Source organism: Achromobacter xylosoxidans, assembly GCF_002192695.1.
GTDB lineage: Bacteria > Pseudomonadota > Gammaproteobacteria > Burkholderiales > Burkholderiaceae_B > Achromobacter > Achromobacter xylosoxidans_C.
On record NZ_MTLG01000122.1, the window covers coordinates 1 to 18,061 of the forward strand.

At 66.2% G+C, this 18,061-nt stretch carries 19 protein-coding genes; 10 read left to right on the plus strand and 9 right to left on the minus strand.

Annotated elements, in window-relative coordinates:
* Window positions 1–106: 106 nt before the first annotated feature.
* The 5 genes from rodA to BRO63_RS30405 form a co-directional block, all read right to left on the minus strand.
* Window positions 107–1,243 (minus strand): rod shape-determining protein RodA, encoded by a 1,137-nt coding sequence (gene rodA / locus BRO63_RS30385; RefSeq protein ID WP_088143302.1) that lies wholly within the window; start codon window positions 1,241–1,243, stop codon window positions 107–109.
* Window positions 1,240–3,168, minus strand: a complete 1,929-nt coding sequence (gene mrdA / locus BRO63_RS30390; protein ID WP_088143303.1) for a penicillin-binding protein 2 — start codon at window positions 3,166–3,168, stop codon at window positions 1,240–1,242. The genes rodA and mrdA overlap by 4 nt, the downstream gene beginning before the upstream one ends.
* Window positions 3,169–3,183: 15 nt before the next feature.
* Window positions 3,184–3,750, minus strand: a complete 567-nt coding sequence (gene mreD / locus BRO63_RS30395) for a rod shape-determining protein MreD (protein WP_088143304.1) — start codon at window positions 3,748–3,750, stop codon at window positions 3,184–3,186.
* Complete coding sequence (gene mreC / locus BRO63_RS30400) at window positions 3,737–4,621, minus strand: rod shape-determining protein MreC (RefSeq protein ID WP_042796087.1); 885 nt, start codon at window positions 4,619–4,621, stop codon at window positions 3,737–3,739. Before mreC ends, mreD begins: the two co-directional genes overlap by 14 nt.
* Before the next feature lie 84 nt (window positions 4,622–4,705).
* A complete protein-coding gene (locus BRO63_RS30405; RefSeq protein WP_006216320.1) occupies window positions 4,706–5,749 on the minus strand; it encodes a rod shape-determining protein in 1,044 nt (347 codons plus the stop codon).
* A gap of 228 nt (window positions 5,750–5,977) precedes the next feature.
* Here BRO63_RS30405 and gatC point away from each other — a divergent pair, with 228 nt between their 5' ends.
* The 5 genes from gatC (at window position 5,978) to BRO63_RS30430 (ending at window position 10,126) form a co-directional block, all read left to right on the plus strand.
* Entirely contained in the window at window positions 5,978–6,286 is a 309-nt protein-coding gene (gene gatC / locus BRO63_RS30410; protein ID WP_063959569.1) for an Asp-tRNA(Asn)/Glu-tRNA(Gln) amidotransferase subunit GatC, read from the plus strand.
* 3 nt (window positions 6,287–6,289) lie between these two features.
* Window positions 6,290–7,825, plus strand: coding sequence for an Asp-tRNA(Asn)/Glu-tRNA(Gln) amidotransferase subunit GatA (gene gatA, locus BRO63_RS30415; RefSeq protein WP_088143305.1), 1,536 nt, complete (start codon window positions 6,290–6,292; stop codon window positions 7,823–7,825).
* Between the two features lie 4 nt (window positions 7,826–7,829).
* Window positions 7,830–9,287, plus strand: coding sequence for an Asp-tRNA(Asn)/Glu-tRNA(Gln) amidotransferase subunit GatB (gene gatB, locus BRO63_RS30420; RefSeq protein WP_088143306.1), 1,458 nt, complete (start codon window positions 7,830–7,832; stop codon window positions 9,285–9,287).
* 129 nt (window positions 9,288–9,416) lie between these two features.
* Window positions 9,417–9,662, plus strand: a complete 246-nt coding sequence (locus BRO63_RS30425) for a type II toxin-antitoxin system Phd/YefM family antitoxin (RefSeq protein WP_088143307.1) — start codon at window positions 9,417–9,419, stop codon at window positions 9,660–9,662.
* Window positions 9,659–10,126 carry a type II toxin-antitoxin system VapC family toxin gene (locus BRO63_RS30430; protein ID WP_088143308.1) on the plus strand — a complete coding sequence of 156 codons (468 nt, stop codon included), beginning with the start codon at window positions 9,659–9,661 and terminating at the stop codon, window positions 10,124–10,126. The genes BRO63_RS30425 and BRO63_RS30430 overlap by 4 nt, the downstream gene beginning before the upstream one ends.
* A gap of 47 nt (window positions 10,127–10,173) precedes the next feature.
* Here the strand turns inward: BRO63_RS30430 and pyrE are convergent, their stop codons facing one another.
* Window positions 10,174–10,857, minus strand: coding sequence for an orotate phosphoribosyltransferase (pyrE, locus tag BRO63_RS30435; protein WP_088143309.1), 684 nt, complete (start codon window positions 10,855–10,857; stop codon window positions 10,174–10,176).
* Between the two features lie 132 nt (window positions 10,858–10,989).
* Between pyrE and BRO63_RS30440 the strand changes: the two genes are divergently transcribed.
* A complete protein-coding gene (locus BRO63_RS30440) occupies window positions 10,990–11,778 on the plus strand; it encodes an exodeoxyribonuclease III (RefSeq protein ID WP_088143310.1) in 789 nt (262 codons plus the stop codon).
* Here the strand turns inward: BRO63_RS30440 and BRO63_RS30445 are convergent.
* Window positions 11,760–12,683 carry a LysR substrate-binding domain-containing protein gene (locus tag BRO63_RS30445; protein ID WP_088143311.1) on the minus strand — a complete coding sequence of 308 codons (924 nt, stop codon included), beginning with the start codon at window positions 12,681–12,683 and terminating at the stop codon, window positions 11,760–11,762. The two genes, BRO63_RS30440 and BRO63_RS30445, sit on opposite strands and share 19 nt — an antisense overlap.
* Before the next feature lie 105 nt (window positions 12,684–12,788).
* On the opposite strand from BRO63_RS30445, the gene BRO63_RS30450 reads away from it, so the two are divergent.
* Together BRO63_RS30450 and gdhA are read left to right on the plus strand one after the other, a co-directional pair.
* Window positions 12,789–13,400: a LysE family translocator gene (locus BRO63_RS30450; RefSeq protein WP_088143312.1), complete on the plus strand. Its 612-nt coding sequence runs from the start codon at window positions 12,789–12,791 to the stop codon at window positions 13,398–13,400.
* A gap of 428 nt (window positions 13,401–13,828) precedes the next feature.
* Complete coding sequence (gene gdhA, locus BRO63_RS30455) at window positions 13,829–15,175, plus strand: NADP-specific glutamate dehydrogenase (RefSeq protein ID WP_088143313.1); 1,347 nt, start codon at window positions 13,829–13,831, stop codon at window positions 15,173–15,175.
* Between the two features lie 245 nt (window positions 15,176–15,420).
* On the opposite strand, the gene BRO63_RS30460 is transcribed toward gdhA, so the two are convergent.
* Both BRO63_RS30460 and BRO63_RS30465 read right to left on the minus strand, forming a co-directional pair.
* Entirely contained in the window at window positions 15,421–15,921 is a 501-nt protein-coding gene (locus BRO63_RS30460) for a copper chaperone PCu(A)C (protein WP_088143314.1), read from the minus strand.
* Window positions 15,922–15,940: 19 nt separating this feature from the next.
* Window positions 15,941–16,840 carry a LysR family transcriptional regulator ArgP gene (locus tag BRO63_RS30465; RefSeq protein ID WP_059379996.1) on the minus strand — a complete coding sequence of 300 codons (900 nt, stop codon included), beginning with the start codon at window positions 16,838–16,840 and terminating at the stop codon, window positions 15,941–15,943.
* Window positions 16,841–16,987: 147 nt separating this feature from the next.
* Here BRO63_RS30465 and BRO63_RS30470 point away from each other — a divergent pair, with 147 nt between their 5' ends.
* On the plus strand, window positions 16,988–17,620 hold the full coding sequence (locus BRO63_RS30470) for a LysE/ArgO family amino acid transporter (protein ID WP_088143478.1): 633 nt from the start codon (window positions 16,988–16,990) through the stop codon (window positions 17,618–17,620).
* Between the two features lie 99 nt (window positions 17,621–17,719).
* Window positions 17,720–18,031 carry an antibiotic biosynthesis monooxygenase family protein gene (locus tag BRO63_RS30475; protein ID WP_088143315.1) on the plus strand — a complete coding sequence of 104 codons (312 nt, stop codon included), beginning with the start codon at window positions 17,720–17,722 and terminating at the stop codon, window positions 18,029–18,031.
* Window positions 18,032–18,061: the final 30 nt, after the last annotated feature.

The window sequence follows — 18,061 nt, forward strand, 5'->3', positions numbered from 1 at the left end:
GCTCCGGACCGCAATCGTGGGCGCGAGCCGCCACGCCGCCCGCGACGACGGGCGACCTACGAAGAAGACCGAGCCCGCTCCAAGAATGCCCAGCAAACGGTCAAGATCATGTCTTAGCCGACCGATGCCGGCTAATACTCATCATGATCCCAAACGCGATCCCCATGGTGAACAAAGCCGTCCCCCCATAGCTCATGAACGGCAACGGCACCCCCACCACCGGCAGGATCCCCGTCACCATCCCCACGTTCACGAATACATAGATGAACAGCATCATCGTCAGCGCTCCGACCAGCAGCCTGCCGAATTGCGAAGACGCCCGCGACGCGATCGTCAGGCCCCGCGCCATCATCAGCCCGTACAGCACCAGGATCGCAATCCCGCCATACAGTCCGAACTCTTCGGCATACACCGCGAAGATGAAATCGGTGGTGCGCTCCGGGATGAAATCCAGGTGCGTCTGCGTGCCCTTCATGTAGCCCTTGCCGTAGACCCCGCCCGAGCCCACCGCGATCATCGACTGGATCGTATGGAAGCCCTTGCCCAGCGGATCGGAGCTGGGGTTGAGCAGCGTGCACACCCGGTGCTTCTGGTAGTCATGCAGCACCACCCAGTCCACCTCGGGCTCGCAGAGCTGGTCCTCGTAATAGATCAGCGTGCCGATGCCGATGATGCCGGCCAGCATGACCGGCACCAGCAGCTTGAACGACAGCCCCGCGAAGTAGATCACGAAGAAGCCGGCGCCGAACACCAGCAGCGCCGTGCCCAGGTCGGGCTGCAGCACGATCAGGCCGAAGGGCGCGGCCAGCATGGCGGCGGCGGCCAGGAAGTCGCGGATGCGGACCGCGCCTTCGTGACGCTGGAAGTACCAGGCCAGCATCATGGGCACGGCGATCTTCATCATCTCGGACGGCTGGATACGGGTCACGCCCAGGTTCAGCCAGCGGGTCGCGCCCTTGCTGGTTTCACCGAAGAACTCCACGCCCAACAACAACACCACGCCCACGATGTAAAAGGGCAAGGCCAGCTTCATCAGCCATTTCGGCGGAATCAGCGCCATGGTCCACATGGCGAAAAAGGCGATGATGAAATTGCGCGACTGTTCGGCGAAGCGCCAGTCGGTGCCGCCCACCGCCGAATGCATGACCGTCATGCCCAGCGCGGCGAACATCAGCAGGATGGCCAGCAACGGCCAATCGAAGGCCGTGAACACGCGCAGCAGGATGAGGCCCAGGCGTTTCATTGTTGGCGCACCACGTCGGTAGCAATCGATTCAACCGAGGCCAGGGGGTCGGCGCGCTCGGGCCGCACGATCTTGTCCTGACGGTCCTTGGCCAGCCAATAGTCGAACACCTTGCGCGCGACCGGCGCGGCGACGCTGGCGCCCCAACCCGCGTTCTCGACGATCAGCGCCACCGCGATGCGGGGATGCTCGAGCGGCGCGAAGCCCATGAACAGGGCGTGGTCGCGCAGGCGCTCGTCGATGGCGCTGGCGCGGTAATGGCCGCCGCGCAGGCTGAACACCTGCGCGGTGCCGGTCTTGCCGGCCGCCTGGTACGGCGTGTTGGCGAACGCGCGCCGCGCCGTGCCGGCCCGCACCACGTCCGCCATGGCGTTCTTGATCACGTCCACGTTGGCCTGCTTGAGGGGAATGCGGTAGTCCGGCGCGGACTCGGTCGGCTTGGCCTCGCCGGTACGCGGATCGCGCACCGCATGCACCAGGTGCGGGCGGCGGTACAGGCCGTTGTTGGCCAGCGTGGACGTGCCTTGCGCCAGTTGCAGCAGCGTGAAGGCGTTGTAGCCCTGCCCCACGGCCACGGAAATCGTCTCGCCGGCGTACCAGCGCTGGCGGTCCTTGTCCTTGTAGGCGGAGCGCTTCCAGTCGGTCGAGGGCAGCACGCCGCGTTTTTCGCCTTCCAGGTCGATGCCGGTGATCTGGCCAAAGCCGAACTGCTTGGTGAAATCGTGCAGCGCGTTCACGCCGATCTCGGGGCCCAGCGAATAGAAGTACGTGTCGGACGACACGACGATGGCCTTGTGCATGTCCGTCATGCCGTAGGCCGCGCCGCCGGCGTTGCGGAACTTCTGGCCGCCGAATTCGTAGTAACCGGGGTCGGAGATGCGGTCGGTGGCGCGGCGCTTGCCCAGTTCGAGCGCCGCCAAGGCCACGAAAGGCTTGTAGGTCGAACCGATGGGATAGGTGCCGTACAGCGGCCGGTTGATCAGCGGATGGTCCGGCGATTCGTTCAGCATGCGCCAGTTGTCCACGTCGATGCCGTCCACGAACAGGTTCGGATCGAACGAAGGCTGCGAAACAAAGGCCAGCACCTCGCCGGTGTCCGGATCGATGGCGACCAGCGCGCCGCGCTGTCCCTCGAAAGCCGCTTCGGCCACCTTCTGCAGGCCCATGTCGATCGACAGCATGATGTCGGAGCCGGGCACCGGATCGATGCGGCGCAGCGTGCGCATGGGCCGCCCGCCCGCGGTGACTTCGACTTCTTCCAGGCCGGTGCGGCCGTGCAGCTGCTCTTCCCAGGTTTTCTCGATGCCCTTCTTGCCGATGACCTCGGTGCCGCGGTAGTTGCCCAACTGGCCGGCGCGCTCCAGTTCTTCGTTGTCGCCTTCGGCGATGCGGCCGATATAGCCCACCACATGGCCCGCCGATGCGCCCTGCGGATACTCGCGGACCCAGCGCGCGCGCAGCTCCACGCCCGGGAACTGGAAGGAATGCGCGGCGAACCAGGCGGCCTCGGTTTCGTTGAGGTTGTTGCGCAGCTGCAGGCTGGCGTAGCGGCTGGACTCGGCGGCGCGGCGCTTGAAGCGGCGCTGGTCGGCCGGGCTGATGTACACGACCTCGGTCAGGCGTTCGAACAGCTGGCTCAGGTTGCCGGCATGGGCCGGCACGACCTCCAGCGTATAGGTGCGGTAGTTGCGCGCCAGCACTTCGCCGTTGCGGTCCAGGATCTCGCCGCGCCGCGGCGGGATGGGCACGACCGCAATGCGGTTGCGGTCGGCGCGTTCGGACAGGCCTTCGTAGCGGTCGACCTGCAGATACCAGAAGCGGCCGATCAGCACGCCGAAGCAGGCCAGCGCGAACAGCCCGCCCACCCAGGCGCGCAGGCGGAAACGCTGCTTCTGCTGCTGGCCGGTTTTCTTGAATTCGAACATGACGCGGCGCCGCCGTCAGGCGGAGGAAGACTCGGCGTCGTCGACACCGCGCTGCGGCAAGTGCAGGACCCAGCCCGCCAGCGGCCACAGGGCGGTGGTCAGGAGCACGCTGATGCCCCAGTCCCAGCCCGGCCACTTGCCGGCCAGCCACGCATGGATGATCTGGGTCACGAAGCGGGCAATGAAGAACACAGGCAGCATGTGCATGGCCTGGCTCCAGAGATCGAAGCGCTGCAGCCGGCGGTGCAGCACCACCGCGCCGTAGGCGACCAGCGTGTACGACAGCGCGTGCTCGCCCAGCAGGCCGGCGTCGTGCACGTCCATCAGCAGGCCGAAGAAGAAGGCGGTGAACAGGCCGATGCGGCGCGGCTCGTGCACGCACCAGAAGGCGATGATCAGCAGCAGGATGTCGGGCGCGCCCTGCCACAGGCGCCAGGGCAGCAGCGACACCAGCCAGGCCACCAGCACCGTGCCCCACACGAATACGCCGTGCGCCGGGCCGGAGAGCCGGTCGGGTTGCACATTGCTGGGCGTGCCGAGGCGGCGCGTGGCCTGCCCCGAGGATTGATTAGTCCGATCCACCGGAATCGACCTCCTGACGGTTGGACTCGGCGCGCTCCACATCGACCTGCAGGACCAGGAAGTGGCGGTAGCGTTCGGGATGGGCCAGCGGTTCGCATACGGCGCGCGCGAAGCCGGAAGCGGTATCGCGTTCGACCGAGGTCACCTTGGCCACGGGCAGGCCGGCCGGGAACAGCCCGCCGACGCCACTGGTGACGATGGTATCGCCTTCCTTGATGTCGGCGTTGGCGGCAAGGTAACGAACTTCCATCTTGCCCGGCGAATTGCCGCCGAACGCAATCAGCCGCAGGCCGTTGCGCAGCAGCTGCACGGGGATGGAGACCTGCTCGTCGGTGACCAGGGCCGCCTCGGCGGTCATGGGCGTGACGCGCACGATCTGCCCGACCACGCCGCCTTCGTCGATCACCGGCATGCCCGGGGCCAGGCCCGCCTTGCTGCCCTTGTTGAACACCAGGCGTTGCGTGAACGCGTTGGTGGGTTCGTACATGACCTCGACCACCACGGCGGATTGCGCCACGGTATCGGTCACGCCCAGCAGGCGGCGCAGCTGCGAGTTCTCGGCGGCGAGCTGGGCGCCATGCGTGGTGACCTGGGCCAGCTCGATGCGCTGGCGCTGCAAGGCTTCGTTTTCGCTACGGATGAGATTGGCCGCGTTGACCCATTCGTTCACTTGCTGGACGAGGTCGCGCGGCGCCATGACGGCGCGCTGGAAGGGGTAAAGCGCCACGGACATCGCCCGGCGCGCCGGTTCCAGCATGCGCCATTGCGAATCCATGACGATCAGGGCCAAAGCAAGGACGACCAGAACGACCAGCCGCACCTCCGCGGGTGGGCCGCGCCTGAATAGGGGAGGAGTCCCTTGTCGTTGCATGAATCTCAGCCCGGACGCCCGCGTCCGTCGCTCCGGCAGCGGCCGGAGCCGTGAAAAAGCGGGGCTCCGGGCTGGCGGGCAAAATTAGTCGTTGATGAAGATGGCGCCCAGTTTCTCAAGGTGTTCCAGCGCCTCGCCGCAACCGCGCACGACGCAGGTCAGCGGATCGTCCGCGACCACGACGGGCAGGCCGGTCTCTTCCTGCAGCAGGCGGTCCAGGTCGCGCAGCAGCGCGCCGCCGCCGGTCAGGGCGATGCCCTTGTCGGTGATGTCGGCGCCCAGTTCGGGCGGGGTCTGTTCCAGCGCGATCTTCACGGCCGAAACGATCTGGTTCAGCGGATCCGTCAGCGACTCCAGGATCTCGTTGGACGAGACCGTGAAGCTGCGCGGCACGCCTTCGGCCAGGTTGCGGCCCTTGACCTCGATCTCGCGGACTTCGGAACCCGGGAACGCCGAGCCGATTTCCTTCTTGATCAGTTCGGCGGTGGGTTCGCCGATCAGCATGCCGTAGTTGCGGCGGATATAGTTGACGATGGCTTCGTCGAACTTGTCGCCGCCAACGCGCACCGAACCCTTGTAGACCATGCCGCCCAGCGAGATGACCGCCACTTCGGTGGTGCCGCCGCCGATGTCGACGACCATGGAGCCGCTGGCATCGGACACGGCCAGGCCGGCGCCGATGGCCGCGGCCATGGGTTCTTCGATCAGGAAGACGTGGGACGCGCCCGCGCCCAGGGCCGATTCACGGATGGCGCGGCGTTCAACCTGGGTGGAGCCGCAGGGCACGCAGACGATGATGCGCGGGCTGGGCGCCAGCATGTTGCGCGGGTGCACCATGCGGATGAACTGCTTGAGCATCTGCTCGGTGACCGTGAAGTCGGCGATGACGCCGTCCTTCATGGGCCGGATGGCTTCTATATTGCCGGGAACGCGGCCAAGCATCTGCTTGGCTTCGTGGCCGACGGCTTGAATGATCTTCTTGCCGTGGGGACCGCCTTCATGACGGATTGCGACCACGGACGGTTCATCGAGCACGATGCCCTTGCCGCGGACGTAGATCAGCGTATTGGCGGTACCGAGGTCGATCGCCATATCGCTGGAAAAATAACTGCGCAGGAATCCGAACATGGGAGCTCAGCTAAATTCTGGGGGGGAATGAGGTACATGCCGCGGGGCGTAGGGCCCGTAAAACAACGGGTCCGCCTGTCATCACGGCGATTAAACCGTGAATCATAACTTATAATTTCCCCGGAAATAGCGCATAAATGCAGGCTATTCAAGCTTTGTAACGGGTTTGGCATATGCATACTGCCCTGACCCGCCCCTCGGCCTTCGCTTATCGATTTGCAATCCCCCATGGCGCTCAATGACACAGATGTGGCCCGCATTGCCCGGCTGGCCAGAATCGAACTGACCCCCGACCAGCGCACTGTCGCGCAGGCCGAACTCAACGGCATCCTCCACCTGATCGAACGGCTCCAGTCCGTCGATACCCAGGGGGTCGAACCCCTGGCTCACCCGCTGTCCGCCCACGAAGACATCGTGCTGCGCCTGCGTGAAGATGTCGTGACCGAACCCAGTTCGGAGGCCCGCCGCCAGGAGCTGCTGGCCAACGCCCCCGACGCCCAGGAAGGCCTGTTCCTGGTTCCCAAGGTCCTGGATTAAGTCATGACGAAACCCGCTCTGCACACCCAATTCAAGGGGATCGCCGCCCTGCGCGCGGCCCTTGCGCAACGCCAGGTCAGCGCCGTCGAGCTCGCCCAAAGCGGCCTGGCGGCCGCCGAAGCGGCCAGCGGCCTGAATTGCTTTTTACATATTGACGCCGAATTGACGCTGGCCCAGGCCCGCGCCGCCGACGCCGCCCTGGCTGCCGGCTCGGCCGGCCCGCTGGCCGGCATCCCGATCGCCCACAAGGACGCCTTCGTCACCCGCGGCTGGCGCACCACCGCCGGCAGCAAGATGCTCGAGGGCTACGTCAGCCCGTTCGACGCCACCGTCGTCGAGCGCCTGGGCGAGGCCGGCGCCGTGTCGCTGGGCAAGCTGAACTGCGACGAATTCGCCATGGGTTCCGGCAACGAGAACTCCGCCTACGGCGCCGTGAAGAACCCCTGGGACCACGCCGCCGTGCCCGGCGGCTCCTCGGGCGGTTCGGCCGCCGCCGTGGCCGCCCGCCTGGTGGCCGCCGCCACCGGTACCGACACCGGCGGCTCGGTGCGCCAGCCCGCCGCCCTGTGCGGCGTCAGCGGCATCAAGCCCACCTACGGCACCGTGTCCCGCTATGGCATGGTGGCCTTCGGCTCCAGCCTGGACCAGGCCGGCCCGCTGGCCGAAAGCGCCCGCGACCTGCTCGAACTGCTGGACGTCATCAGCGGCTTCGACCCGCGCGATGCCACCAGCCTGGAAAAATGCGACGCCGCCGCCAACGCGCCCGGCCGCGTCCGGCGCGACTTCGAGGCGGCCCAGGGCCGTTTTGACGCCGCCGGCAGCCAGCCGTTGAAGGGCCTGCGCATCGGCGTGCCCGCCGAGTACTTCGGCGCCGGCCTGGCCCCCGACGTGGCCGCCGCGGTCGAAGCCGCGCTGGTCCAGTTCGAGGCGCTGGGCGCCGTGCGCGTGCCGGTGTCGCTGCCGCGCACCGAGCTGGCCATCCCCGCCTACTACGTCATCGCCCCCGCCGAAGCGTCCAGCAACCTGGCGCGCTACGACGGCGTGCGCTACGGCCACCGCGCCGCGCAGTACGGCGACCTGAACGAAATGATCAGCCGCTCGCGCGCCGAAGGCTTCGGCGACGAGGTCAAGCGCCGCATCCTGATCGGCACCTACGTGCTGTCCCACGGCTATTACGACGCCTACTACCTGCAGGCGCAGCGCCTGCGCCGGATGATCGCGCAGGACTTCCAGCGCGCCTACGCCGACCAGTGCGACGTGATCATGGGCCCGGTGACGCCCACGGTGGCCAAGAACATCGGCGACAACCGCGACGATCCCACGGCCGACTGGCTGGCCGACGTCTACACCCTGGGCGTGAGCCTGGCCGGCCTGCCTGCGATGTCGATTCCGTGCGGCTTTGGAGGCTCGGGCGGAACTCGCCCGGTGGGTCTCCAGATCATCGGCAACTACTTCGACGAAGGCCGCCTGCTGGCCATCGCCGACCGCTACCAACAAGTGACGGACTGGCACACGCGTGCCCCGGTCCAGCAAGGCTGAGAACATGAACTGGGAAATCGTCATCGGCCTGGAAACGCACACCCAGCTTTCCACGGACTCCAAGATTTTTTCGGGTAGCAGCACCGAATTCGGCGCCGCGCCCAACACCCACGCCAACGTGGTCGACCTGGCGCTGCCGGGCAGCCTGCCGGTCATGAACCGCGGCGCCGCCGAACGCGCCATCCGCTTCGGCCTGGCCGTGGGCGCGACCATTGCGCCGCGCTCGGTGTTCGCGCGCAAGAACTACTTCTACCCCGACCTGCCCAAGGGCTACCAGATCAGCCAGTATGAGCTGCCGGTGGTGGTGGGCGGCTCGCTGTCGTTCTTCGTGGGCGAGGAAGAGAAAACCGTCAACCTGACGCGCGCCCACCTGGAAGAAGACGCGGGCAAGTCCCTGCACGACGACTTCAACCTGGCCGATGGCGCCCCCGCCAGCGGCATCGACCTGAACCGCGCCGGCACGCCGCTGCTGGAAATCGTGACGGAACCGGAAATGCGCTCGGCCGCCGAGGCCGTGGCTTACGCCCGCGCCTTGCACAGCCTGGTCGTGTGGCTGGGCATCTGCGACGGCAACATGCAGGAAGGCTCGTTCCGCTGCGACGCGAACGTGTCCGTGCGCCCCGTGGGCCAGAAGGAATTCGGCACCCGCACCGAGATCAAGAACGTCAACTCGTTCCGCTTCCTGGAGCGCGCCATCGTCTATGAGGCGCGGCGCCAGATCGAGCTGATCGAGGACGGCGGCACGGTGGTCCAGGAAACCCGCCTGTACGACGCCGACCGCGACGAAACGCGCAGCATGCGCAGCAAGGAAGACGCGCACGACTACCGCTACTTCCCCGACCCCGACCTGCCCACGCTGGTGATCTCCAGCGCCTGGGTCGACGAGGTCCGCGCCGCCATGCCCGAACTGCCGGCCGCCCAGCGCGCCCGCTTCGAATCCGAGTATGGCCTGCCCGCCTACGACGCCGCCCAGCTGACCGTCAGCCGCGACCTCGCCGCCTACTTCCAGGCGGTGGCCGACGCGCTGCCGGCCGGGCAGGCCAAGCTGGCAGCCAACTGGGTCATGGGCGAAGTCTCCGCCGCCCTGAACAAGGACGAAAAGAGCATCACCGACTCTCCGGTCCAGGCGCCGGCGCTGGCCGCCCTGATCGGCCGCATCATCGACGGCACCATCTCCAACAAGATCGCCCGCGAAGTCTTCGGCGCCATGTGGGCCGGCGAGAACGGCGGCCAGGCCGACGCCATCATCGAGGCGCGCGGCCTCAAGCAGATCAGCGACACCGGCGCCATCGGCGCCATGATCGACGAGGTGCTGGCGGCCAACCCGGCCATCGTGGAAGAGTACCGGGCCGGCAAGCAGAAGGCGTTCAACTCGCTGGTGGGCCAGATCATGAAGGCCGCCCGCGGCAAGGCGAATCCGCAGCAGGTGAATGATCTGTTGAAGCAGAAGCTGGATAGCTGATCCCCTGTCGGGCGCGCCGCAACGGCTGCGTTCTGACAGTATCAGACCAAACGAAGGGCCGCGGCATATTGCCGCGGCCCTTCGTTTATCCAAGAATGATCTGGTCGACTTTTGCCCGGAGACTTGGACATGAACTACCTGGAAATCAGCACCAGCGAACTGCTGCACAGCTTTTCCGACCACCTGCAGGCGGTCCGCGAAGGCCAGCATTTCATCATTTCACTGGACGGCGTGTTCTGCGCCCGATTGACCCCGGTCCTGCCCAGCACGTCGCTGGATGCCCATGATGCGCTTGAGGCAATGAAAAGCTTCAAGCCAGCGCCGGCCGTCCCCCACGAAGTCATCCGTTCCTGGATCGAAGAGGGCCGGGAATGAATCCGATCCGCTTGATACCGGACGCCTCGCTTGCCCTGGCGTGGCTGGTCGACCGCGCGGACGCCCACGAAGCACTGATGGCCCGGCATCTGCTGGAAACGGCCCACGAATCTGAAAACACGGTGCCCCCCATCTGGCACACGGAAGTCGCCAACGGCATGTTGCGCGCCGAGCGCGGCCAACGGGCATCCACGGGTCAGCTGCTCTCGTTCAGACAGCTACTCGAACGCTTGCCCATACTTCCGGATCCGGCTGCCCCATCCGCCAGCGTCGCCCGCAGTTATCTGCTGGCTCGAACCCACGGCTTGACTGTCTACGACGCCAGTTATCTCGAATTGGCCCAAAGAATCAACGGCTATCTGGCCACTTTTGACCGCAAGCTGGCGGATGCCGCCCGGGCGAGCGGCGTCGCCGTCTTCGGCCAACCCCACGGCGTCGCCGAACCGGCGGCAAGCTACGGATAAAAAAAGGCAGCACCTGGCCGCCCCTTTCTGCTCGCCAAGGACGAGGCTTACTTCACCCCGTACTTCGTCCGATAGGCCAGCACCGCCTCGCGATGCTCGGCGAACGACGCGTCGTCCTGCAGCAGGGCCAGAATGTCCGCCAGCGACGCAATCGACACCACCGGCATGCCGTAAGTCTTGGCCACGTCCTGCACGGCAGAATGCGCCGACAGCGCATCGTCCGGACCCGCGCGTTCCATGCGGTCCATGGCGATAAGCACGGCGGCCGGCTCGGCGCCGGCGGCGCGGATGATCTCGACCGATTCGCGCACCGAGGTGCCCGCGGTGATCACGTCGTCAATGATGACGACCTTGCCCTTGAGCGGCGCGCCGACCAGGGTGCCGCCCTCGCCATGGTCCTTGGCTTCCTTGCGGTTGTACGCGAAAGGCACGTCGCCGCCCTTCATGTCCGGGTGGCCGGCCAGCGCGACGGCAGTCGCCGTGGACAGGGGGATGCCCTTGTAGGCCGGACCGAACAGCATGTCGAATTTCACGCCCGAATCCAGCAGCGCCTGGGCGTAGAACTGCGCCAGCTTGCCGACCGAGCGTCCGCTATTGAACAGGCCCGCATTGAAGAAATAGGGACTGATACGACCCGATTTGACCTTGAAGCTGCCGAAGCGCAGCACGCCCTCGTTCAGGGCGAAGCGGACGAAATCCAGGGCGGTGGCGGAAGATTGGGCGGCGGGCATGCGTAAAGGTCCGGTAGATGGCAAACGCCAGCATTTTATCCGCTGTCGGGGCTATTCCCGGGCGGCGGCGCCGAGTCGGTTAAATTGCTGCCATTGCCCCGGCCCTTGCGGCCGCTCAACAGGAGTTTCGCTTTGCTGCGCATCACGTCGATCAATCTCAACGGTATCCGGTCCGCCTTCCGCAAGGGCCTGCAACCCTGGATGGAAAAGCACTCCGCCGACGTGCTTTGCCTTCAGGAAATCAAGATATCCGACGAGGACCTGACCGACGACCTGCGCCACCCGCCCGGCTATACCGGCCACTTCCACCATGCCGTGAAGAAGGGATATAGCGGCGTGGGCATCTATCTGCGCGACGCGGCCGAGCGCGTGAACGCCGGCCTGGAATGCGAGGAATTCGATCCAGAAGGCCGCATCATCCGCGCCGACTGGAAGAACCTGTCGGTCATCAGCGCCTACCTGCCCTCGGGCTCCAGCGGCGACGAGCGCCAGCAGGCCAAGTACCGCTTCCTGGACCGCTTCGGCCCCTGGATCGACGCCCTGATGCACGAACACAAGACCACCGGCCGCGAGTTCATCATCTGCGGCGACTGGAACATCGCCCACAAGGAAATCGACCTGAAGAACTGGAAGGGCAACCTGAAGAATTCCGGCTTCCTGCCCGAAGAGCGCGCCTGGCTGACCGACGTGTTCGACAAGCGCGGCTTCGTCGACGTGTTCCGCACCATAGACGACCGCCCGGACCAGTACACCTGGTGGAGCAACCGCGGCCAAGCCTGGGCCAAGAACGTGGGGTGGCGCATCGACTACCAGATCGCCACGCCGGGCATCGCCGCCCGCGCCCGCAATGTGGCCATCTACAAGGACGAGCGCTTCTCGGACCACGCTCCCCTGACGATCGACTACGACGCCACGCTCTGAGCCGAATCCGCCGGACCGCCCGCCGCCTCCTGTAGCGACGCGGCGGCTTCCCGGCGCAACCAGTCCAGAAAGGCTTGCGCCCGCGGATCTTCCGAACAGGGCCGCGGCGACAGCAACACATAGGCCGAGCCGTCGCGGGCAAAGCCGCAAGGCGCCTCCAACCGGCGGTCGCGCAAGGCGTCGCACGCCATCAAGGCGGAACCTATCGCCACCCCCAGGCCTGCTGCGGCGGCCTGCAAGCTCAGATAGAAATGCTCGTAGGCCGGCCCGGACCGGCGCGGGGGCTTCACCCCTGCCGCCCGCGCCCAATGCCGCCATGCTTGCGGGCGCGTCGCACTGCTGAGCGCAGGCGCGCCGCCCCATTCACCCGCAGCCGGATCCGCGCCGACCAAGCCCGGCCGGCACACCGGCCCGGTCCATTCCTCGCACACCCGCTCGGCATGCAGGGCCCCGTCCCAATCGAAGTCGTTGCGACGCAGCGCCACGTCCACGCCCTGGGCGGCGAAATCCACCGGTCCGCCCGCCGCATACAGATGCACCTGCACGCCGGGGTGGCCGCGCTGGAAGTCCGGCAGCCGCGGGATCAGCCACATCATGGCGATGGTGGGCTCGCAGGACAGCACCAGCGGCGCGTCCGCGACCGGCTGGCGCAGCTTGGCCAAGCCCGTTGCCAGCTGCTCGAACAGGGCGCGCGTCACCTCGAACAGCTGCCTGCCCGCATCGGTCAGGAAAACAGCCCGGTTGCGGCGTTCGAACAGCGCCAGGCCCAACGCGTCTTCGAGCAGCCGGATCTGCCGGCTGACGGCGCCATGCGTCACGTGCAGCTCTTCGGCCGCCTTGCCGAAGGCCTGATGACGGGCGGCGGCATCGAATACCCGCAGCGTGTTGAGCGGTGGCAGCTTCATGGCAAAAGGTGATTTTTTCTCACGAATATCTGGCATTAGAAATCGTTTTTCCGGCGCGCGCCAGCACCCCACAATGCCGGCTCCGTTTAGCAACCCGCTGCCGCCATGACCGAACTGATCGCCGTCGCCCTCATCACCATACTTGCCGTCATCAGCCCAGGGCCTGACTTCGCCATGGTCACGCGCAACAGCTATCTGTTCGGCCGGCGCACCGGCCTGATCTGCGCGCTGGGCATCGCGCTGGGGGTGCAGGTGCACGTGTTCTATACGATGTTCGGCGTCAGCCTGCTGGCGCATTACGCGCAGCCCGTGTTGCAGGGCATCAAGCTGGCGGGCGCCTGCTATCTGGTCTACATGGGCTGGAAAACCTTCTTCAACCGCGCCCAGGTCAGCCGCGACCTGTCGGCCCGCCCGCCGATCTCGGGCTGGCAGGCGCTATACAGCGGCTTTCTAACCAATGCCCTCAATCCCAAGACCACGCTGTTCGTGGTCAGCACCTATACCCAGGTCGTGTCGCCCGGCACGCCCCTGTCGTGGCAATTCGGCTATGGCCTGTTCATGTCGCTGGCGCACTGGATCTGGTTCGGCGTGGTGGCGTGGTCGGTGTCCTCGCCGTTCCTGAGAAGGCTGCTGCTGGACCATCAGCTTGCGGCCGACCGCGTGGTGGGAGCCGTCCTGATGGCCTTGGGCGCGGCGCTGGCCGCCGCGCAGCTGTAAAGCTGCCGCCGGAGATGATTTCGCTCAAACAAATAATGGGGACACATAAAGACGAATATCCCCTTCATGCCTACCGGAGTAGGCCCGAAACCGGCCTTCCTTCCCTCGCTGGACGCCGCAAAGGCCCAATGTTTCCCAATGGAAATAAATGGGGACATATTTATTTTCCCAGTGAATTCAAGCATTTCCACTAAAAGTCCAGTCGCAAAGGCATTCCTCCCTCGATCGCCCTTATTAGTATGTCCCCATTAAAATAAAAGAAAAAGTGCTTTGATATCAAGGTGATGGCACTATTTTTCGGCTTTGCGCAGGGCAACATTTTGCCCCTACAATCCCCGCACCATACCGGTGCAGCCATGCACCAAAAAGAATTTTCGCGCCCCAATCCGGCGCAGTCCGCACCTATTCGAAGCACCCCCAAGGAGATCATGTTGAAAGTGCAGAGTCTGGACGACTTCCTGCGTGGCGTCGCCGCGCGCGACCCGCAGCAGCCTGAGTTCATGCAAGCCGTCCAGGAGGTGATGCTGAGTCTCTGGCCTTTCATCGAGAAGCACCCCCACTACGCCGAGCATGCGGTGCTCGAGCGCCTGGTGGAGCCGGAACGCGTGATCCAGTTCCGCGTGTGCTGGACCGATGACCGCGGCCAGGCCCAGGTCAACCGCGCTTTCCGCATCCAGCACAGCTCGGCCATCGGCCCCTTCAAGGGCGGCATGCGCTTCCATCCCTCGGTGAACCTGTCCATCCTGAAGTTCCTGGCCTTCGAACAGACCCTGAAGAACTCGCTCACCACGCTGCCCATGGGCGGCGGCAAGGGCGGCTCGGACTTCGATCCCAAGGGCAAGTCCGACGCCGAAGTCATGCGCTTCTGCCAGGCCCTGATGATCGAGCTGTACCGCCACCTGGGCCCGGACACCGACGTGCCGGCCGGCGACATCGGCGTGGGCGCGCGCGAAGTCGGCTTCATGGCCGGCATGATGAAGAAGCTGTCCAACTCGACCGCCAGCGTGTTCACCGGCAAGGGCCTGACCTTCGGCGGCAGCCTGATCCGCCCCGAAGCCACCGGCTACGGCACCGTGTACTTCGCTGAAGAAATGCTCAAGCGCGTCGGCAAGTCCTTCGACGGCCTGCGCGTGTCCGTGTCGGGCTCGGGCAACGTCGCTCAATACGCGATTGAAAAAGCCATGGCGCTGGGCGCCAAGGTCGTGACCGTTTCCGACTCCAACGGCACCGTGGTGGACGAAGCGGGCTTCACGCACGAGAAGCTGGTGGCGCTGATGCATATCAAGAACGACCTGCGCGGCCGCCTGGACACCTATGCCCGCCAATTCGGCCTGACCTATGAATCCGGCAAGCGTCCGTGGCATGTGCCGGTGGACGTGGCCCTGCCCTGCGCCACCCAGAACGAGCTGGAACTGGCCGATGCGCAAACGCTGATCAAGAACGGCGTACTGTGCGTCGCCGAAGGCGCCAACATGCCCGCCACGCTGGAAGCCGCCAAGGCCTTCATCGCGGCGCGCGTCCTGTACGCCCCGGGCAAGGCCAGCAACGCCGGCGGCGTGGCCGTCTCCGGCCTGGAAATGGCCCAGAACTCGGCCCGCCTGGCCTGGACGCGCGAGGAAGTCGACGCGCGCCTGCACGCCATCATGCGCGACATCCATGAAAACTGCGTGCGCCACGGCCATAGCGAGCGCGAGTACGTGAACTACCTGGACGGGGCCAACATCGCCGGCTTCGTGAAGGTGGCTGACGCGATGCGTCAGCAAGGGCTGTACTAGCCCCCCCCCCCCCGAAAGCGCTGCGCGCTTTCCCCCCCAGGGGGGCGCCGCTGCGGACCGGCAGAGCCCGGCTCCGCGCGGCCCCGATTGGGGCAGACCGGCCTAATGCGAGCGGGTCTGCCTCTTCTTGTCTGATTGGACGGACCTGCCGCGATGGCGGGGATCTACCTGAGCCGGCCCCTGGGCCGGCTTAGTCTTTCATGCGACGACAACCCGCGCCGTCAGGCGCGGGCAGCGCGTAGCGCTTAATGCTTCATCGCGCCGTGGTTCATGCTGCCGTGGTCCATGCCGGGGTTGTGCGAGGCCGGCTTGACCTTGAATTGCACGGCGACTTCGCCGGCTTTTTCGAACTTCAGCGTGGCCGGGACCGTGCCGCCTTCGGCGAACGGGGTCTTCAGCTTGATGAACATGACGTGGTAGCCGCCCGGGCTGAGCTTGACCTCGGTGTCGGCCGGCAGCGCGATGCCGCCTTCCACCTGGCGCATCTTCGAGACGCCGTTTTCGGTCTGGACCGTATGCAGCTCGACGCGTTCCGCCGCGTCGGACGACACCGACAGCAGGCGGTCGGCGGCCTTGGCGTCGTTGTCGATGTCCATATACCCCGCGCCATTGGACTGGCCGGGCGCGGATGCGCGCACCCAGAGGTCGTCGACCTCGATCTGGCCAACCTTGTAGTCCTTCGCCCAGGCCGAGCCGGCCGTGCACAGGCCCAGGACGGCGACGACAGCGAACTTGCGGATGTTCATGGGTTGTTCTCCTAGGGGGTTAACGCCGCCTGACCAGGCTGCGGGCAGCTGACAGGACCGAATCCGTCAGGGCTTCCATCGCTTCGGAGTTTACCCGCCAATGCTGCCAATACAGCGGCACATCCTCCCAGGCACGGCCCCGAAGCAGCATCAACTGACCTGCATCAAGGTGTTCCTGCACCAGCGGCAAGGGATTCATGGTCCAGCCCAGCCCGCCCAGCGTGGCCTGCACAAATGCGCGGGTGGACGGCACCCACCACACCGGCGGCTGCCAGGGCGCGGGATCGGCGATCTTGTGCGCGAAGCGCGCCTGCAGCGCGTCCTTGCGGTTGAACACCAGCACTGGCGCCTGCGCCAGCGTCTGGGCGTTGACGCCCTGCGAGAAGTAGCGCTTGTGGAATTCCGGCGTGCAGGTGGCCACGTAGCGCATGCTGCCCAGCGCATGGATGCGGCAGCCCTGGACCGGCTCGGCCAGGGCAGTCACCGCGCCCAGCACCGAGCCGTTGCGCAGCAGCGCGGCGGTGTGGTCCTGATCCTCGGACTGCATGTCCAGTGTGGCCCGGGTGCGGGCCGAAAACTGCACCGCCGCGTCGACGAACCAGGTCTCCAGGCTGTCGTGATTGACCGCAACCGGGATGCTGGCATACGGCACATCGTCATCCGCCACGCCCAGGCGGTCGAGCGCATCATGCTCCAGCAGCGCTGTCTGCTCGGCCAGCCGCACCAGCACCTGGCCATCCGCCGTGGCCACCGCCGGCACGGTGCGCTGGACCAGCAGACGGCCCATGCGGTCCTCCAGCGCCTTGATCCGCTGCGACACCGCGGATGGCGTGACGCTCAGCGACAGCGCCGCCCGCTCGAAACTACCTTCCCGCACCACCGCGGCCAGGGCCCGCAGGTTGCCGTGATCGATTTTCATGAGATTAGTTTTACTTAAGATAGTGAAGGAAAATTAGCTTTATTTCATCACCACCGCAAGCGAAAATGCCTCTGTCACCGGAGCGCCGAGCGCGCCCGGCGTTGTCATCCAAGCGCCGCCACAGGCGCAGCAGCACAGGTGCAGGTCATGTTCTCCACGTTGTCATCCCCCCTCTTCTTCACTGCCTGGGCCAGCGGCACGGCCACCGGGCTGGGCCTGTTCGCGGTCGTCGGCGCGCAAAGCGCGTTCATCCTGCGCCAGGGGCTGATGCGCGCGCACCTCTTGAGCGTGGTCGCCATCTGCGCGCTGATCGACGCCATCTTCATCTTCGCCAGCGTTTCCGGCCTGCAGGCCCTCACCGCCTGGTTTCCCTGGCTGACGACCGCCGTGCTGTGGTTCGGCGTGGCCTTCCTGTCCTGGTACGCGCTGCAGTCGGCGCGCCGCGCCTGGACCGCCAGCGGCGGCCTGGCCGCCGCCCGCGAGGTGGTGCCGTCGCGTCGAGCCGCCATGCTGGGCGCGCTGGGCTTTTCGTTGCTGAATCCGCACTTCTGGCTGGACATGGTGGTGGTCGGCTCGCTGGCGCACGGCTTCGAAGAAGCACGCATGGCGTTCGCCGCCGGCGCCTTCACCGCCAGCCTGCTGTGGCTGGCCGTGCTTGGCATCGGCTCGCGCCTGTTCGCCCCGTTCTTCGCCAGCGCGTCGGCCTGGCGCGTGCTGGACGGCCTCATCGCGGTGGTCATGGCCGCGCTGGCGGTCAGCCTGGCGCTGAAGGGCGTATAAGGGCACTTAGGCTACGCATCCAGCAGTTCCCCCGATCGGCCGCCCGGACCTCCCGGCGGCCGGTTTTCTTGCGATCCCAGCCGCGTCCGGAGTCCCATCATGTACAGCTCCACCTTCATCTTCGCCACCAAGCAATTCGACGATGATTTCCACCGCCTGGACCAGGCCATCGCCGCCGCCGCCCGCGCCATTCCTGGCTATCTGGGCGAAGAGAGCTGGGCAGACGCCGCGCGCGGCCTGACCTCCAACGTCTACTACTGGGAATCGCTCGATGCCCTGGAGCAACTGATCCGGCACCCGGCCCACCAGCAGGCCAAGGCCGCGCAATCGCGCTGGCTGGACGGCTATCGCGTGGAGATCTCCCAGGTGCTCAGGCGCTACGGCGAGGGGCTGGCGCCGCCGTCCTTATAATCAGCCGGTTGCCATTCTTTCGTCGGGCGC